The sequence below is a fragment of the Cobetia amphilecti genome, from assembly GCF_032923285.1.
GTDB classification, from domain to species: domain Bacteria; phylum Pseudomonadota; class Gammaproteobacteria; order Pseudomonadales; family Halomonadaceae; genus Cobetia; species Cobetia amphilecti.
In genome coordinates this window covers 3,015,925-3,029,648 of the sequence record NZ_CP136695.1, presented here as the reverse complement: position 1 = coordinate 3,029,648, position 13,724 = coordinate 3,015,925, and the positions used below count along the sequence as shown (strand labels likewise).

Below are 13,724 nucleotides of genomic sequence, written 5' to 3'. Positions count from 1 at the left end.
GCATGACACGCAAGGAATGCCCCATGCCAACACGTGACGCACAGCCCTCCACGGTGGTGCTGGTCTCCAACTCGTCGTTCTTTCTCTACAACTTCCATCGCGGCGTCATCGAAGGGCTGCGTGACTCGGGCTATCGCGTGGTGTGCCTTGCGCCCACCGATGCGCATAGCGAGTACCTGGTGGACGAGCTCAGGGTCGAGCATCGTGCGCTGGGCATGGAAGGCAAGGGCACCTCGCTGATCGGTGAGGGCAAGAGTCTGCTGGCGCTGCTGGGGACATTGCTGAAACTCAAGCCGCGCTATGTTCTCAACTTCACCATCAAGGCCAATGTCTATTCGGGGCTGGCCTGTCGGCTACTCAAGATTCCCTATACCAACAACGTCTCGGGGTTGGGCACCGCCTTCATACACGACAGCTGGCTGTTTCGTCGCGTGCGTGCGCTGTATGGCTTCGCCAACCGTGGCGCGCGTTGCGTGTTCTTCGAGAACCGCGATGACCAACGCCTGTTCATGCGCCTCGGGCTGCAGAAGTCCACGCCGTCTGTCGTGCTGCCCGGCGCCGGTATCGACCCGCAACGCTTCGCCTTTGCGCCGCAGCCGCAGACGCCACCGCTGACCTTCGTGATGGTCGCACGCCTGATCGGCGACAAGGGGGTGCGGGAATACGTGACGGCGGCTGAGCGTCTGCATGAGCGTTATCCGCAGGCACGCTTCTGGTTGATCGGCCCGTCGGGAATCAGCAATCGCACCGCGATCAGCGATGAGGAAATCGCTGCCTGGCGTGAGCGCGGCATATTGCACTACCTGGGTGAACAGCGGGATGTACGCCCCTTCCTGGCCGAGGCCAATGTGCTGGTGCTGCCGTCATACCGGGAAGGCATGCCGCGCACGGTACTGGAGGCGGCCTCGATGGGGCGTCCGGCGATCGTCAGTGATGTGCCGGGCTGTCGCAGCTCAGTCAACCCCGGCGTCACTGGCTGGCTGTGCGAAGCGGCCAATGTCGAGTCTCTTGAGCAGCAGATGCAGGGCTGTCTGGACATGCCGCATGCGGCATTGATGGAGGCGGGGCAGGCCGCACGCGTGCGTATCGAACGTGAATTTGATCAGCAGATCGTGGTGCGTGCCTATCTGGGCTGTCTGCAGCACACACTGGATATCGAGTTGCGTAAGTCAGTACTCGCTACCGCCTGAGGCGGGACGCTAACACATTGACACCGTTGGATTTTCGTCAGAAAGATGAAGAAAATCGTTCTCGACAGTTGGGTAAATATCAGGAACTGCTGCTGGATTTAACGCGCATAATGGCCCCGCGAGTGAGAGTGACAGGCGCCTGCCTGGAGAGCTCAATCGGTCGGGACAGTGCTTCTTCTGGCAATGGCACACCGCGTGTCGCTGAACAGGCCGTCTCGCTGGAACGCGATCGATCGTCATCAAAGGGAAGGATGCCCGTGAACACCATCAACAGAGAGCAGAATGTCGTCATGAGTGGATATCGTTTCTGCGCCCAATGCGGGGGCGCCAGCGTACATCGCGTAAAACGCCATTGGTGGCAGCGACTGGCCGGCAAGGCGCCGCTCTATCACTGTGAAGACTGCGGCATCATCCATCGCGTCTCGACTGAGGCCATCACTGCCAGCCGGACGAGCCAGCAGGACGCTGAGTCGTCGCACCCGATGGCTGGCCGCTGATCCTGTCTTCAGGTGCCAGCATTGAGCTATCGAGCTGAGCCTGGCGCGCCGGCATTGGATTTATCTTTTCATCACCCATGCCACGGCGCGCGTTGTACGCTCACCATGATTCAGGACAAGCGTGCTTCTCAGAAGGTGGGGGTGGGCAAGACGCGTTGAGCTGGCATCTCGCATGATGCCTGGCAGTGTTCGTTCAGCGCTCAAGTCGCTTGCCACTCTGCTTTTCGAACTCGCTTTTCGAGCTCGCTTTCCGTACTAGCTCCCCGTGCCCGCTTACCGCGCACGCTCCTCTTGTCGTGTTGTCCTGCTGACGCGCTGTCTTGCTGGCGCATTTTCTTTCTAAACGTGCTGTCTTTCTGACGTACCGTCTTTCCAAAAAATGCCTGAGGCATTTTTCTTCATGAAGCGGTAAAGACGTGGTGGCCGCCGGTCGCCTTGCTGTCAGCCGTTTTGCGCAACCGTTCCTGCGCTAGCATTCTGCATTAGCGTTCTGCACTAGATCGCACCGCTTCATGTCATACCCCCTATCTCCCGCCATCGACCCTCGTCGGTGGCGGGTTTTTTCTGCGCCGTAGTTGAGCATTTCGATCAAGCAAGGCGATATCGCGCCTGCGGTCGGGTGCCTCGCGGCGAGCATTTCCCTGTGGAGCGCATGAGCCAATGAAGATTCTGTTTGTCGTCGGTAATCTTTCCAGCGACGGAGGCACGGAACGTGTCACATGCGAAATCGCCAGCGGACTGGCGCGCTCGGGTCATGAGGTGATGATCGCGAGTCTGTTCGGGCCAGCAACCAGTTCGTTTTCCCTAGAGGACAGCATCACGACCTGTTGCCTGAATCTGAAGGAAGCCAGAGGCGGGGCCCGACGCTCGCTGGGCATCAGTTCGGCGTTGCTGACCAAGGTCCGCCATCAACAGGCCGATGTGGTGGTGCTGGTGGATTCGATCCTGTTTGCCTTCTGTGCGCCGTGGGCCCCGTTCCAGCGCGCTCGGATCATCTGCTGGGAGCATTTCAATCTCGCCACCGATCATGGTTCACGCCTGCGTTCGGTGGGGCGCTCGACCGCCGTGCGCCTGGCCGACGCCATCGTGGTGCTCACCGAGCGGGATGCCGAGGCCTGGCGAGCGCGCTATCGCATTCGCGACAAGGTCGGCGCGATCTGGAATCCGGTGCCGCACTTCCCCAAGCCCAGCGAAGAGGACGCAGCGTCGCGTACCGTGCTTGCCGTCGGGCGCCTAACGGAGCAGAAGGGTTTCGATGTGCTACTGAATGCCTGGCACAAGGTCGTGTCGGTCCACCCTGACTGGCGGCTGCGCATCGTCGGCTGGGGCGAGGATGAAAATGACCTCAAGGCCCAGGCCTGGACATTGGGCCTGAGTGACAGCGTCGTCTTCGTGGGCCGCACCTCACAGGTGGAAAAGGAGTATCAGCGGGCGGCGTTGTACGTGATGAGCTCACGCTGGGAGGGGCTGCCGATGACCCTGCTGGAAGCGCAATCCTTCGGCTTGCCGGTGGTCTCGACAGACTGTGAGACCGGGCCTGCCGAAATCCTGGCCGGCGGCAGCGGCGTGCTGGTGGATGTCGAGGACGATGAGGCTCTGGCGCGCGAGATCCGTGATCTGATCACGGATGAAGCCCGCCGCAGCGAGATGTCCCTGCTGGCACGCGACAATGCCGCGCGCTTTGATGCGGACACCCTGTGCGGCGAGTGGCAGCAGCTGCTGGAGCGCCTGACCTCGGGGCGGCCCCGCATCGCGGATGCCTCGTGAATCCTCCCAGAGTGTCAAAATCGGGCCGCAGAGCAGGGCGCGATCCACTCTGGTGAGCCTTTGGCTAAACATTCGCTGACCAGGCGTCCAGTCACGCCTGCCAGTGTCACCCCGATATGCTGATGGCCAAAGGCATGGATCGCGCGTGGCTCATTGGGTGACGGGCCGATCACCGGCACGGAATCGGGCAGGGTGGGACGAAAGCCGAGCCAGCGCCGGGCCACCGGGGCGTCAATGCCCAGCACCTTGCGCACCCGGCTTTCCAGATAGTCGAAACGGGCCGGGTTGGCCGGCCCCGCAAGCGAGCTCAGCTCCACGGTGCCGGCCACGCGCAGGCGCGCACCCTCGGCACTGTGCAGTGGCGTCATGTAGAAGGCGCTTTCCACCGGGCAGGTCGGGCGGTTGAGCGGTGAGTGCTCGAGATCGAATTCGATGTGATAGCCACGCTCGGTATCCAGCGGAATCCTGTCGCCGATCTGGCGCGCCAGATGTGCCGACCAGGCCCCGGCTGCCAGCACCACTCTGTCCGCCATGAGTCGCCGGCCATCGGCGTACTCCAGCAGCATGCCGGAGGCTTGTCGGCTCAGGCGGGTGACCTCGGCGCTGACGATCCGGCCCTCTTCGCGCAGCGGGGTGGCCAGGGTGTCGATGAACACCTGCGGGTCATCGAGGTGACAGGAGGAGGGGAACAGCACGCCGCCCGCGGTGTGGCCTTCCATGGCCGGTTCCAGCGCGATCAGCTCGTCCGCCGTCAGCACTTGCTGGTGGATGCCGAGCTGGTCGCGCAGTCGGATATCGCCCTGTGCGGCCTGCAGGTTCTCGGCCTTGCCGTAGGCATACAGACAGCCCTTGCGCTGAATCATCGCGGCGGCGGCGGGGGCATCGTCCAGCAGCGGCTGGTAGTCCGTGTAGGTATGGCTGAGCAGCTGGGCCAGTATCTCGCTGTTGGCGCGAAAGCGAGTGGCGTTGCACTGGCCCATGAAGCGCATCAACCAGGGCGAGAGCCTGGGCAGGCATTTCCAGTCGATGACGAAAGGCGAGTCAGGTGACAGCAGCAGCGACGGCATGCTGCGCCAGATTTCCGGGCGAGCGATGGGCAGGCAGCCGTAATCCGCCAGGGTGCTGGCATTGCCGAAGGAGGTGCCGCTGGCGATGCCTTCACGTTCGATCATCGTCACCTCGTGGCCGCTGCGCCGCAGCCACAGGGCGCAGGCGACACCCACGGCGCCCGCGCCGATCACCGCCACTTCCGTGTGTTCGCTATCACTCATTGATTGCTCACCTTGTGGTCATCTTGTTGTTATCGAGGTGTTGTTATCGAGGTGTTGTTATCGAGGTGTTGTTATCGAGGTGTTGCCATCCTGGCGTCGATATCGAAGCGTCTTCATCGAGGTATTCGCGCCGCAATGACGCACGCCCCGGGGGTGGCCGGGGCGCAGCAGGGAGCCTTTCGAGCATGCCTCGCGGGCGACAGCTCGGCAAGCGCGCTGTCACCGGGCGTGTCGTACTCAAGCGTTCCGGGCGTGGCGCAATCCAGGTCCTTCAAGACACGCGTTTCAAGATCGGCTCGGCTCCTCGAAGGGCAGCGGGATGTCATCACCGCGCCGGACGGCGAAGACATTCAGCGTCATCGCCACCAAGGCGTAGTAACCCAGCACCCCGACCAGCTCCACCACCACGGTTTCGCCGAACATCGCGACGGCCTCAGCGTACAGGGCATCATCGACGCGCCGCTCGGTGTAGAGCGCGCGGGTGACGCGATAGATCAGCCGCTCATCGTCTTGTTCAAATGCGGGTTCACGCTCCTCGCGCAGCGCCGTGATGACCTCGGGCGCGAGGCCGGCCTGCTCGGCAATCGGCGCGTGAATCTGCCATTCAGCCTGTGATTTCCACCACACCGCCGTGGTGAGAATCGCCAGCTCGCTGAGGCGCAGCTCAAGGCCGGTGGCGTAGCGGCAGAAGGCGCCGAGGCGCTGGGCATGATTGGCAAGCTCGGGGCTGTGGATCCAGGCCAGGAAGGGGCCGTCCAGATTGCCGCGCGGGCCGCTGAGAATCTCGGCCAGTACCTCGCGCTGAGCCGTGCTCATGCTGGCGTCATCCAGTTCGGTCAGGCGCGATGTGATCGCCATGAAAGTCACTCCATTCAAATCCATTCAAAGATCGTTAGGTAGGCAATGCACCTGCAGCTGAGCCGTCACAGGCTGGCAAGGGTGGTATCGATGGCACGCCCCAGCTTGGCGGTAATCTCGTCCAGATGCGACTCCTGCAGAATGAACGGCGGTGCCAGCAGGATATGATCGCCCTGGCGGCCATCGAGGGTGCCGCCCATCGGATAGCACATCAGGCCTTCGGCCATGGCGGCCTTCTTGAGCCACGCGTGCAGCTTGAGGGAAGCGTCGAAGGGCTTTCTGGAATCGCGATCCGCCACCAGCTCCAGCCCCTGGAAGAGGCCGCGACCGCGGATGTCGCCGACATGGGGGTGATGCGCGAAGCGCTCGTTCAGGCGCGCCTTGAGCCCCTCGCCGAGGACATTGACGCGTGTGAGCAGGTCGCGGGATTCGATGGTCTGCTGGACTGCCAGCGCCGCGGCACAGGCGGTGGCGTGGCCGATATAGGTGTGGCCGTGCTGGAAGAAGCCGGAGCCATTGGCGATGGCATCACGAATGCGCTGGCTGACCAGAGTCGCGCCGATCGGCTGGTAGCCGGCGCCCAGGCCCTTGGCGATGGTGATCAGATCTGCCGTGACACCTTCCTGCTCGGCGGCGAACAGACTGCCGGTACGTCCCATGCCGCACATCACTTCGTCGAGAATCAGCAGCACGCCGTAGCGATCACAGACCTCGCGGATGCGTCTGAAGTAGCCCGGTACCGCGGTGACGGCGCCCAGGGTGGCACCGACCACCGGCTCGGCCACGAAGGCCATCACGTTGTCGGCGCCCAGGCGCAGGATCTCCTCTTCAAGCTCCGCGGCGAGACGAATGCCCATCGCCTCGGGCGTCTCGTCGGGCTGCTGGTCCCGATAGGCGTAGCAGGGGCTGACGTGACTGACGTTGATCAGCAGCGGCTCGAATTGCTGACGCCGCCAGGCGTTGCCGCCGGTGGCCAGCGCACCCAGCGTATTGCCGTGATAGCTCTGGCGCCGCGCGATCAGATGCTTGCGCTGGGGCTGGCCGATCTCGACGAAATACTGACGGGCCAGCTTGAGTGCCGCCTCGACCGCTTCCGAGCCGCCGGAGACGAAGTAGACGGAGTCGAGTCCAGCAGGGGCGCGTTCGATGAGGAAGTCGGCCAGCTGCTCCATCGGGTCGCTGGTGAAAAACGAGGTGTGCGCGTAGGCCAGTTGGCTGACCTGATCCTTGATGGCCTGCGCCACCGCCTCGTCGCTGTGCCCCAGGCATGACACGGCCGCGCCACCGCTGGCATCCAGATAACGGCGACCCTCGCGATCGACGATGTAGGGGCCATCGCCCTTCACGGCGGTGGGATACTCCTGATTGAGGTTGCGATGCAGTACGTGGCTCATGCGGGCTCCGTGGCGGCAGGGGTGCGAACATTGAATGCAAATATGTAGTGCATTTATGGATTGTGCAATAAATAATTGCACATGGTCGCTTGTGCCTTCGGACTCGACCGGCCAGAGATGCTACCGTTGCCGCCATCTGTCCTGTCCCTTGCCAAGGAGGTATTCCATGCCCCCATCCTCCCGAGCCCCCGGGCCCGCATCCCCTGACTCGCCGCCGGAGACCCTGGAGGGGTTGAAGCAGTTGCTGGCGGCGATCGATCGTCGTGAGGTGGAGATTCGTCTCGGCGCGAGTTCCCGGCGCGTGCTGGCGGTGCTGATCGAGTCCCCGCAACGCACGGCGGTGTCTTCCATCAGCCAGCTGGCGGAGCTGACCGGCGTCAACGCCTCGACCTTCTCGCGTCTGGCCCAGCGGCTGGGCTACGAGGGCTTCAGCAGGTTTCAGGATGTCTTTCGCCAGGCGGTGACGGATGGCGAGCATTTCTACAGCCAGCAGGCCTCGCAGCTGCTGGCGCGAGACGCCGATAGCAGCGCCATGGCCCAGCTAGCGCGGCTGGGGCGTCAGGAGAGCGCCAACATCCTCAGCATGCTGGAGAGGGTGGACGCCGCGGCCTTCGAGGCCGCGACCACCTTGCTGGCCGAGGCGCCGCGCGTGCGCCTGCACGGCATGCGTCAGTTCAATTCCCTGGCACTGTTCATGGCCTATGGGTTGGGCATGCTGCGCCCGGACGTGGCACCGCTGGATGCCAGTCGTCAGGGTGTGGCCGATGCACTGGCCCAGCTGTCGGCCGGTGACGTGCTGGTGGTGGCCAGTTGCTTCCCCTACACCCCAAGCGTGGTGGCCTGCGCCGAGGTGGCGGTGAAGCGTGGTGTCGAGGTGATCGCGCTGACCGATTCGGCCAGCTCTCCGCTGGAGCCGCTGGCGCGTTACAGCTTCCATGTGCCCAATCACAGCCTCTTCTACAGCAACAGCATGAGCGCCTTCATGTTTCTCGCCGAAGGACTGCTCAGCGAGGTGGCCAGCAAGCTGGGCGATGCCGGGGTGGCTTCGCTCAAGCAGCGCGAGGCGATCATCAAGGAGCTGGGGGGCGCACGCGGCTGATGCCCGCGACTCACTGCACCGAGGGGAACGCGGTCATGCACCACGGTGGTGCGAGCGCAGGCCTACGCAATGCGGCTTCAAGGCGCATACAGGACCAAAGAGGCATGGAGGGAGATTGGCGTGATTCCTGCAAAACGACTGATATGAAATGACATCCGTCAGGGCAAGGAATTTCCCATGAGCCGCGAGTACCGTTACACCCTGGGCAGTCAGGTCCATCGTTTTGCCAATCTGGCCGAGCTGATGGCCAAGGCGACGCCCGCCCGCTCCGGAGATCGTCTTGCTGGCGTGATCGCGGAAACCGCCGAGGAGCGAGTCGTCGCTCAGCTGTGTCTGGCGGAGTTACCCCTCAAGACCTTCCTCGAAGACGTGCTGATTCCCTACGAACAGGACGACATCACCCGCCTGATCATCGATGAGCATGATCCGGTGGCGCTCCTGCCGATCGCGCATCTCACCGTCGGCGACTTCCGCAACTGGCTGCTGAGTGACCTCGCGACCCCCGCGGTGCTGGCGCAGGTGCGCGCCGGCATCACCCCCGAAATGGCCGCCGCGGTCAGCAAGTTGATGCGCAATCAGGACCTGATTCTGGTCGCGAAGAAGTGCGAGGTGGTCACCGCCTTTCGCAATACCATCGGCAAGAGCGGCCACCTCTCGACCCGCCTGCAGCCCAATCATCCCACCGATGACGTCACCGGCATCGCGGCCAGCATTCTCGATGGCCTGCTCTACGGCAACGGCGACGCCGTGATCGGCATCAACCCGGCCACCGACAACGTGGCCCAGAGCATCAAGCTGATGCGTCTGATGGATGAGGTGATCCAGAAGTACGCGATCCCCACCCAGTCCTGCGTGCTGACCCACGTCACCAATACCCTCGAGTGCATCGAGCAGGGTGCCCCGGTGGATCTTGTCTTCCAGTCCATCGGCGGCACCCAGGCCACCAACGAGAGCTTCGGTGTCGAGCTCTCCGTGCTGGCGGAGGCGCAGCAGGCTGCGCTGTCGCTCAAGCGCGGCACGGTGGGTGACAACGTGATGTATTTCGAGACCGGCCAGGGCAGTGCGCTGTCCGCCGATGCCCATCACGGCCTGGACCAGCAGACCTGCGAGGCGCGCGCCTATGCGGTGGCGCGCAAGTACTCGCCGCTGCTGGTCAATACCGTGGTCGGCTTCATCGGCCCCGAGTATCTGTTCAATGGCAAGGAGATCATCCGCGCCGGCCTCGAGGACCACTTCTGCGGCAAGCTGCTGGGCCTGCCGATGGGCTGCGACATCTGCTACACCAATCATGCCGATGCCGATCAGAACGACATGGATACCCTGCTGACGCTGCTCGGGGTGGCGGGCTGCAACTTCATCATGGGCATCCCCGGCTCGGATGACATCATGCTCAATTATCAGACCACCTCCTTCCACGATGCTCTCTATGCACGGCGGGTGCTGGGCCTGGGCCCGGCGCCGGAATTCGCCGCCTGGCTCGAGGAGATGCAGATCTTCACCGATGTCGCCACCCAGGCACTGCCAAGCGAAATGCCCGACCGCTTCGCCAATTCACTGCGTCAGGTGACAGGAGGAGGCGCATGAGCCATGACCAGTCCTCTGCTGATGCGGTCTCGCGCAGCCTCGAACCCGATGCCATCGTCACGCCCAATCCCTGGCAGCGGCTTGGCCAGTTCACGGATGCGCGCATCGGCCTTGGCCGTGCCGGCATCAGTCTGCCGACCAATCGTTCGCTGGAATTCCAGCTGGCGCACGCCCGCGCCCAGGACGCCGTCCACCTGCCGCTGGAGATTCCGCGACTGATCGAGGACCTCAACCAGCTCACAGCGCTCGAGCATGCTCCGCAGATCCAGCGACTGCACAGTCGCGCCGTGGATCGCACCACCTACCTGCAACGCCCTGATTACGGGCGGCGTCTCGATGAGGATTCGCGTCAGCAGCTGTCCGCCCTCGACGCCCAGCCTGCCGATCTGGCCATCGTGGTCGTCGATGGGCTCTCGTCTCTGGCGGTGCAGAACAATGCCGCGCCCTTCATCGCGGCACTGCTGGAGGCGCTGGCAGAAGACGGGCCGGATGCCTGGTCCTTGGCACCGATCAGCGTGGTGGAGCAGGGGCGGGTCGCGATCGGCGATGAAGTCGGTGAGCTGCTCAATGCCCGTGCAGTGCTGGTGATGGTCGGCGAGCGTCCCGGCCTCAGCTCTCCGGACAGCCTCGGGCTCTATCTGACCTGGCAGCCGCGCGTCGGCCTGAGCGATGCCAGCCGCAACTGCATCTCCAACGTGCGTCCGGCAGGGCTCGACTTCGCCATGGCCGCCCAGCGTCTGCACTATCTGCTGCGTGAGGCACACAAGCTCGGCCTCACCGGCGTGGGACTCAAGGACAGAAGCGGCGAGACGGCGCTGGAAGACGGCACAGGTATCCAGAACTTCCTGCTGTCCTGATGGGACGGCAGCGCAGCAGCGGGAATCTCCCGATCCAACAATGACAAATGCCTGAGGCATACAAGGCGGCACCATGACTCGCGACACGAATCACGACACGAATGAGCAGGACTATCTGGCCAGGCGCCAATTGAAGAAAGGGACGGCAGGTTGGGTCCTGCTGGCGGGCCTCGGGGTCTCCTACGTGATTTCCGGCGATTTCGCCGGCTGGAATTTCGGCATCGGCGAGGCGGGCTGGGGCGGCTTCGCGATCGCCGCACTGTTGATGGGCATCATGTATCTGGCGCTCGTGCTGTCGCTGGCCGAAATGTCAGCGGCCATTCCGGCCGCCGGCGGCGGTTACAGCTTCGCCCGCCAGGCGATGGGGCCGGCAGGCGGCTACCTCACCGGCCTTGCCGTGCTGATCGAATATGCGCTGGCCCCCGCGGCCATCGTCATCTTCATCGGCAGCGCGGTGGAGTCGTTGCTGGGCATCAATGGCCCGATCATCTACGCCATCTTCTATCTGGTGTTCATCGGCATTCACCTGGCGGGGGTCGGCGAGGCGCTCAAGGTGATGATGGTGATCAGCGGCCTGGCCGTGTTCGCGATCATCGCCACCGCCGTCGCGCTGATCGGTGACTTCGACAGCAGTCGTCTGTTCGACATCGCACCCACCGATGCCTGGGGGGCCAGCGACTTCATGCCCAATGGCTGGTATGGCATCTGGGCGGCGCTGCCCTTCGGCATGTGGCTGTTTCTGGCCGTGGAAGGGGTGCCGCTGGCGGCGGAGGAATCGCGCAACCCGGCCCGTGATGTCCCGCGCGGCATCATCGGCGCCATGCTGTTTCTGATGTTCACCGCCGTGCTGGTCGTCTTCCTGCTGGCCGGTGCCGCGGGTGCCGAGGCAATCGGCAGTAGCGCCGTGCCGTTGGTGGATGCCCTCAAGGCGACCGGCAGCGAGGGGCTGGCGACACTGGTCAATGTGCTGGCCCTGGCGGGGCTGGTGGCGTCGTTCTTCTCGATCATCTATGGCTACAGCCGTCTGGTCTTCGCGCTGTCGCGGGCGGGGTATCTGCCCAAGACGCTGTCGCTGACCAGCAAGCGCAAGGCGCCGACCTGGGCGCTGGTGGTGCCGGGCATCTTCGGCTTCCTGGTCTCGCTGACCGGCGAGGGCGATCTGATCCTGGGCATGGCGGTGGTGGGGGCGACAGTCTCCTACGCGCTGATGGCGGCCAGCCATATCCTGCTGCGCCTGCGTCAGCCGGCGCTGGCACGGCCTTATCGCACGCCGGGCGGCATCGTGACGTCCGCTATCGCGCTGGTGCTCTCGCTGATCGCGTTGACCGGGGTCTATGCCTTCGATCCGCGTGCCTTCAATTACACCCTGGTGCTGTTCGTGGTGGGCATCGCCTACTACGCCATCTTCAGCCGTCATCGGCTGGTGGCGAAGACCGCCGAGGAGGAGTTCGCGCTGGTGGCGAATGCCGAGAGTGACCTGGCGGCCAGCTGATCCGCTCAAGCAGTTCAGGTAGCAAAGACGACAACGCCCGCCATGGCTGACCATGGCGGGCGTTGTCGTGACTGGCAGGCTCGGATCGATCCGAGCGATTCAGCTCAGTTCAGTTCAGCTCATCTTTGATCAGAAAGGATACTGCGCCAGGAATTGCTGGGCGGCCGCGGCGGGGTCTTCGGCACTGCACAGCGCCGAGACGACGGCGAGGCCGTCGGTGCCGCTGGTCAAGACTTCGCCGGCATTGGCCAGCGAGATGCCGCCGATGGCGACCGTCGGCAGCGGGCTTGAGCGCACGAGCTGCGTGAGCCCCTCGATGCCCAGCGGCGCGGCATGATCCGGCTTGGTCGGGGTGGCATATACCGGGCCGAGGCCGAGGTAGTCGATGCGTTCGACATCGACGGCCTTAAGCTGCTCAAGCGTCTGGACCGACAGGCCGATCAAGGCGTCCTCGCCGAGACGGCGACGCGCCTCGACCGGGTCGCCATCGCTCTGACCGATGTGCAGGCCATCGGCGCCACTGGCCAGCGCGACCTCGATTCGGTCATTGATGATCAGCGGCACCTCGTACTCGTCCAGCAGCGCCTTGAGGCGGATGGCCTGGGCGATCATCTCTTCGTCGCTGGCGTGCTTGTCGCGCAGCTGCACGACACTGACGCCGCCGCGCACGGCGGCCATCACGGTGGCTTCCAGGCCGCGCTCTGCGCACAGCGCGGGGTCGGTGACCAGGTAAAGGGATAGATCAAGTGACATCGGTCAGCTCCAGACGAGAGGCTAGCGGGGTGGAATCGGCGTCGAGAGTATACAGGGCATCCATGAAGCGTGGCACGAAGCTGCCCGGGCCTTGCGCCGACTGGCCCGCCGTCTCACCGGCCTCGGCGTAACAGGCCAGCGCGGCGGCGGTGGCGTGCAGGGTGTCGTCATGCCCGGCGAGGGAGGCGGCGACCACGCTGCTCAGCGCGCAGCCCATGGCGGTGACGCGGCCCATCAGCGCATGGCCGCCCTGTACCGTGATTTGCTGCTGGCCATCGGTGACGACATCGACACGGCCGGTCATCGCCACCACGCAGTTCTGCGCGCGCGCCAGCGCGACGGCGGCCCGACTGGCGCGCTCCAGCGCATCCTCACCGTCATCGCCGCTGTCCACGCCGCGACCCTGATTCATCTCACCGGCAAGCGCCAGCACTTCGGAGGCATTGGCGCGAATCACGCTGGGGCGATATTCCAAGAGCGCGCGGCACGCATACTGGCGCAGGCTGGAGGCGCCGATGCCGACGGGGTCCAGCACCCAGGGTTTGCCATCGCGGTGGGCGCACATCGCGGCCAGCTGCATGGCCTCGATCCAGCTGGGCGACAGCGTGCCGATATTGATCGACAGCGCCGCACTGATGGCGGAGATCTCCTGAATTTCCTGCTGCGCATGCGCCATTAGCGGCGAGGCGCCGATGGCCAACAGGGTATTGGCGGTCGGCGTCATCGCGACATGATTGGTGATGTTGTGCACCAGCGGCGTGGTCTGGCGCAGCTGATTCAGCAGACTGCCGGGAGAAAGGGACGACGATGGGGTCATGGGATCTCGTGACTGGAGAAAGGAAGCATCAGCGCTCGAGAGTAAAAGCTGGCGCTGAAAGGTCAAGTGGCAAGGTCCGGCGCTGACGGTGGCGTGGCGCGCTAGCTCTCTGTCATCTATCAAGAGTCGCGCAAAGGATAATAAA

At 64.1% G+C, this 13,724-nt stretch carries 12 protein-coding genes; 7 read left to right on the top strand and 5 right to left on the bottom strand.

What is annotated here, in order from left to right:
* Window positions 1-23 precede the first annotated feature (23 nt).
* The 3 genes from R1T44_RS12920 to R1T44_RS12910 all read left to right on the top strand — a co-directional run bounded on the left by R1T44_RS12920 (window position 24) and on the right by R1T44_RS12910 (window position 3,454).
* Window positions 24-1,190: a glycosyltransferase family 4 protein gene (locus R1T44_RS12920; RefSeq protein WP_303595465.1), complete on the top strand. Its 1,167-nt coding sequence runs from the start codon at window positions 24-26 to the stop codon at window positions 1,188-1,190.
* 17 nt (window positions 1,191-1,207) lie between these two features.
* Window positions 1,208-1,687 (top strand): hypothetical protein, encoded by a 480-nt coding sequence (locus tag R1T44_RS12915; RefSeq protein ID WP_317292159.1) that lies wholly within the window; start codon window positions 1,208-1,210, stop codon window positions 1,685-1,687.
* A gap of 660 nt (window positions 1,688-2,347) precedes the next feature.
* A complete protein-coding gene (locus R1T44_RS12910; RefSeq protein WP_317292158.1) occupies window positions 2,348-3,454 on the top strand; it encodes a glycosyltransferase family 4 protein in 1,107 nt (368 codons plus the stop codon).
* Window positions 3,455-3,468: 14 nt separating this feature from the next.
* Here R1T44_RS12910 and R1T44_RS12905 read toward each other — a convergent pair whose 3' ends face one another.
* The 3 genes from R1T44_RS12905 to R1T44_RS12895 all read right to left on the bottom strand — a co-directional run bounded on the left by R1T44_RS12905 (window position 3,469) and on the right by R1T44_RS12895 (window position 6,977).
* A complete protein-coding gene (locus R1T44_RS12905) occupies window positions 3,469-4,725 on the bottom strand; it encodes an NAD(P)/FAD-dependent oxidoreductase (RefSeq protein WP_317292157.1) in 1,257 nt (418 codons plus the stop codon).
* Between the two features lie 285 nt (window positions 4,726-5,010).
* Window positions 5,011-5,583 (bottom strand): carboxymuconolactone decarboxylase family protein, encoded by a 573-nt coding sequence (locus tag R1T44_RS12900; RefSeq protein WP_317292156.1) that lies wholly within the window; start codon window positions 5,581-5,583, stop codon window positions 5,011-5,013.
* Window positions 5,584-5,648: 65 nt separating this feature from the next.
* On the bottom strand, window positions 5,649-6,977 hold the full coding sequence (locus R1T44_RS12895) for an aspartate aminotransferase family protein (protein WP_317292155.1): 1,329 nt from the start codon (window positions 6,975-6,977) through the stop codon (window positions 5,649-5,651).
* A gap of 166 nt (window positions 6,978-7,143) precedes the next feature.
* Here R1T44_RS12895 and R1T44_RS12890 point away from each other — a divergent pair, with 166 nt between their 5' ends.
* The 4 genes from R1T44_RS12890 (at window position 7,144) to eat (ending at window position 12,009) form a co-directional block, all read left to right on the top strand.
* Window positions 7,144-8,076, top strand: coding sequence for a MurR/RpiR family transcriptional regulator (locus R1T44_RS12890; RefSeq protein WP_317292154.1), 933 nt, complete (start codon window positions 7,144-7,146; stop codon window positions 8,074-8,076).
* Between the two features lie 177 nt (window positions 8,077-8,253).
* On the top strand, window positions 8,254-9,660 hold the full coding sequence (locus R1T44_RS12885; protein ID WP_317292153.1) for an ethanolamine ammonia-lyase subunit EutB: 1,407 nt from the start codon (window positions 8,254-8,256) through the stop codon (window positions 9,658-9,660).
* Window positions 9,657-10,517: an ethanolamine ammonia-lyase subunit EutC gene (gene eutC, locus R1T44_RS12880; protein WP_317292152.1), complete on the top strand. Its 861-nt coding sequence runs from the start codon at window positions 9,657-9,659 to the stop codon at window positions 10,515-10,517. Before R1T44_RS12885 ends, eutC begins: the two co-directional genes overlap by 4 nt.
* 73 nt (window positions 10,518-10,590) lie before the next feature.
* Window positions 10,591-12,009, top strand: coding sequence for an ethanolamine permease (eat, locus tag R1T44_RS12875; RefSeq protein ID WP_024952616.1), 1,419 nt, complete (start codon window positions 10,591-10,593; stop codon window positions 12,007-12,009).
* A 129-nt stretch (window positions 12,010-12,138) separates the two neighbouring features.
* On the opposite strand, the gene thiE is transcribed toward eat, so the two are convergent.
* Window positions 12,139-12,762, bottom strand: coding sequence for a thiamine phosphate synthase (gene thiE / locus R1T44_RS12870; RefSeq protein ID WP_317292151.1), 624 nt, complete (start codon window positions 12,760-12,762; stop codon window positions 12,139-12,141).
* Window positions 12,752-13,579, bottom strand: coding sequence for a hydroxyethylthiazole kinase (gene thiM / locus R1T44_RS12865; RefSeq protein ID WP_317292150.1), 828 nt, complete (start codon window positions 13,577-13,579; stop codon window positions 12,752-12,754). Before thiM ends, thiE begins: the two co-directional genes overlap by 11 nt.
* Window positions 13,580-13,724: the final 145 nt, after the last annotated feature.

Coding starts and splice junctions, on each gene's coding strand:
- R1T44_RS12920 (WP_303595465.1), top strand. CDS start 24: ATGCCAACACGTGACGCACAGCCCTCCACGGTGGTGCTGGTCTCCAAC.
- R1T44_RS12910 (WP_317292158.1), top strand. CDS start 2,348: ATGAAGATTCTGTTTGTCGTCGGTAATCTTTCCAGCGACGGAGGCACG.
- R1T44_RS12905 (WP_317292157.1), bottom strand. CDS start 4,725: ATGAGTGATAGCGAACACACGGAAGTGGCGGTGATCGGCGCGGGCGCC.
- R1T44_RS12900 (WP_317292156.1), bottom strand. CDS start 5,583: ATGGCGATCACATCGCGCCTGACCGAACTGGATGACGCCAGCATGAGC.
- R1T44_RS12895 (WP_317292155.1), bottom strand. CDS start 6,977: ATGAGCCACGTACTGCATCGCAACCTCAATCAGGAGTATCCCACCGCC.
- R1T44_RS12890 (WP_317292154.1), top strand. CDS start 7,144: ATGCCCCCATCCTCCCGAGCCCCCGGGCCCGCATCCCCTGACTCGCCG.
- R1T44_RS12885 (WP_317292153.1), top strand. CDS start 8,254: ATGAGCCGCGAGTACCGTTACACCCTGGGCAGTCAGGTCCATCGTTTT.
- eutC (WP_317292152.1), top strand. CDS start 9,657: ATGAGCCATGACCAGTCCTCTGCTGATGCGGTCTCGCGCAGCCTCGAA.
- eat (WP_024952616.1), top strand. CDS start 10,591: ATGACTCGCGACACGAATCACGACACGAATGAGCAGGACTATCTGGCC.
- thiE (WP_317292151.1), bottom strand. CDS start 12,762: ATGTCACTTGATCTATCCCTTTACCTGGTCACCGACCCCGCGCTGTGC.
- thiM (WP_317292150.1), bottom strand. CDS start 13,579: ATGACCCCATCGTCGTCCCTTTCTCCCGGCAGTCTGCTGAATCAGCTG.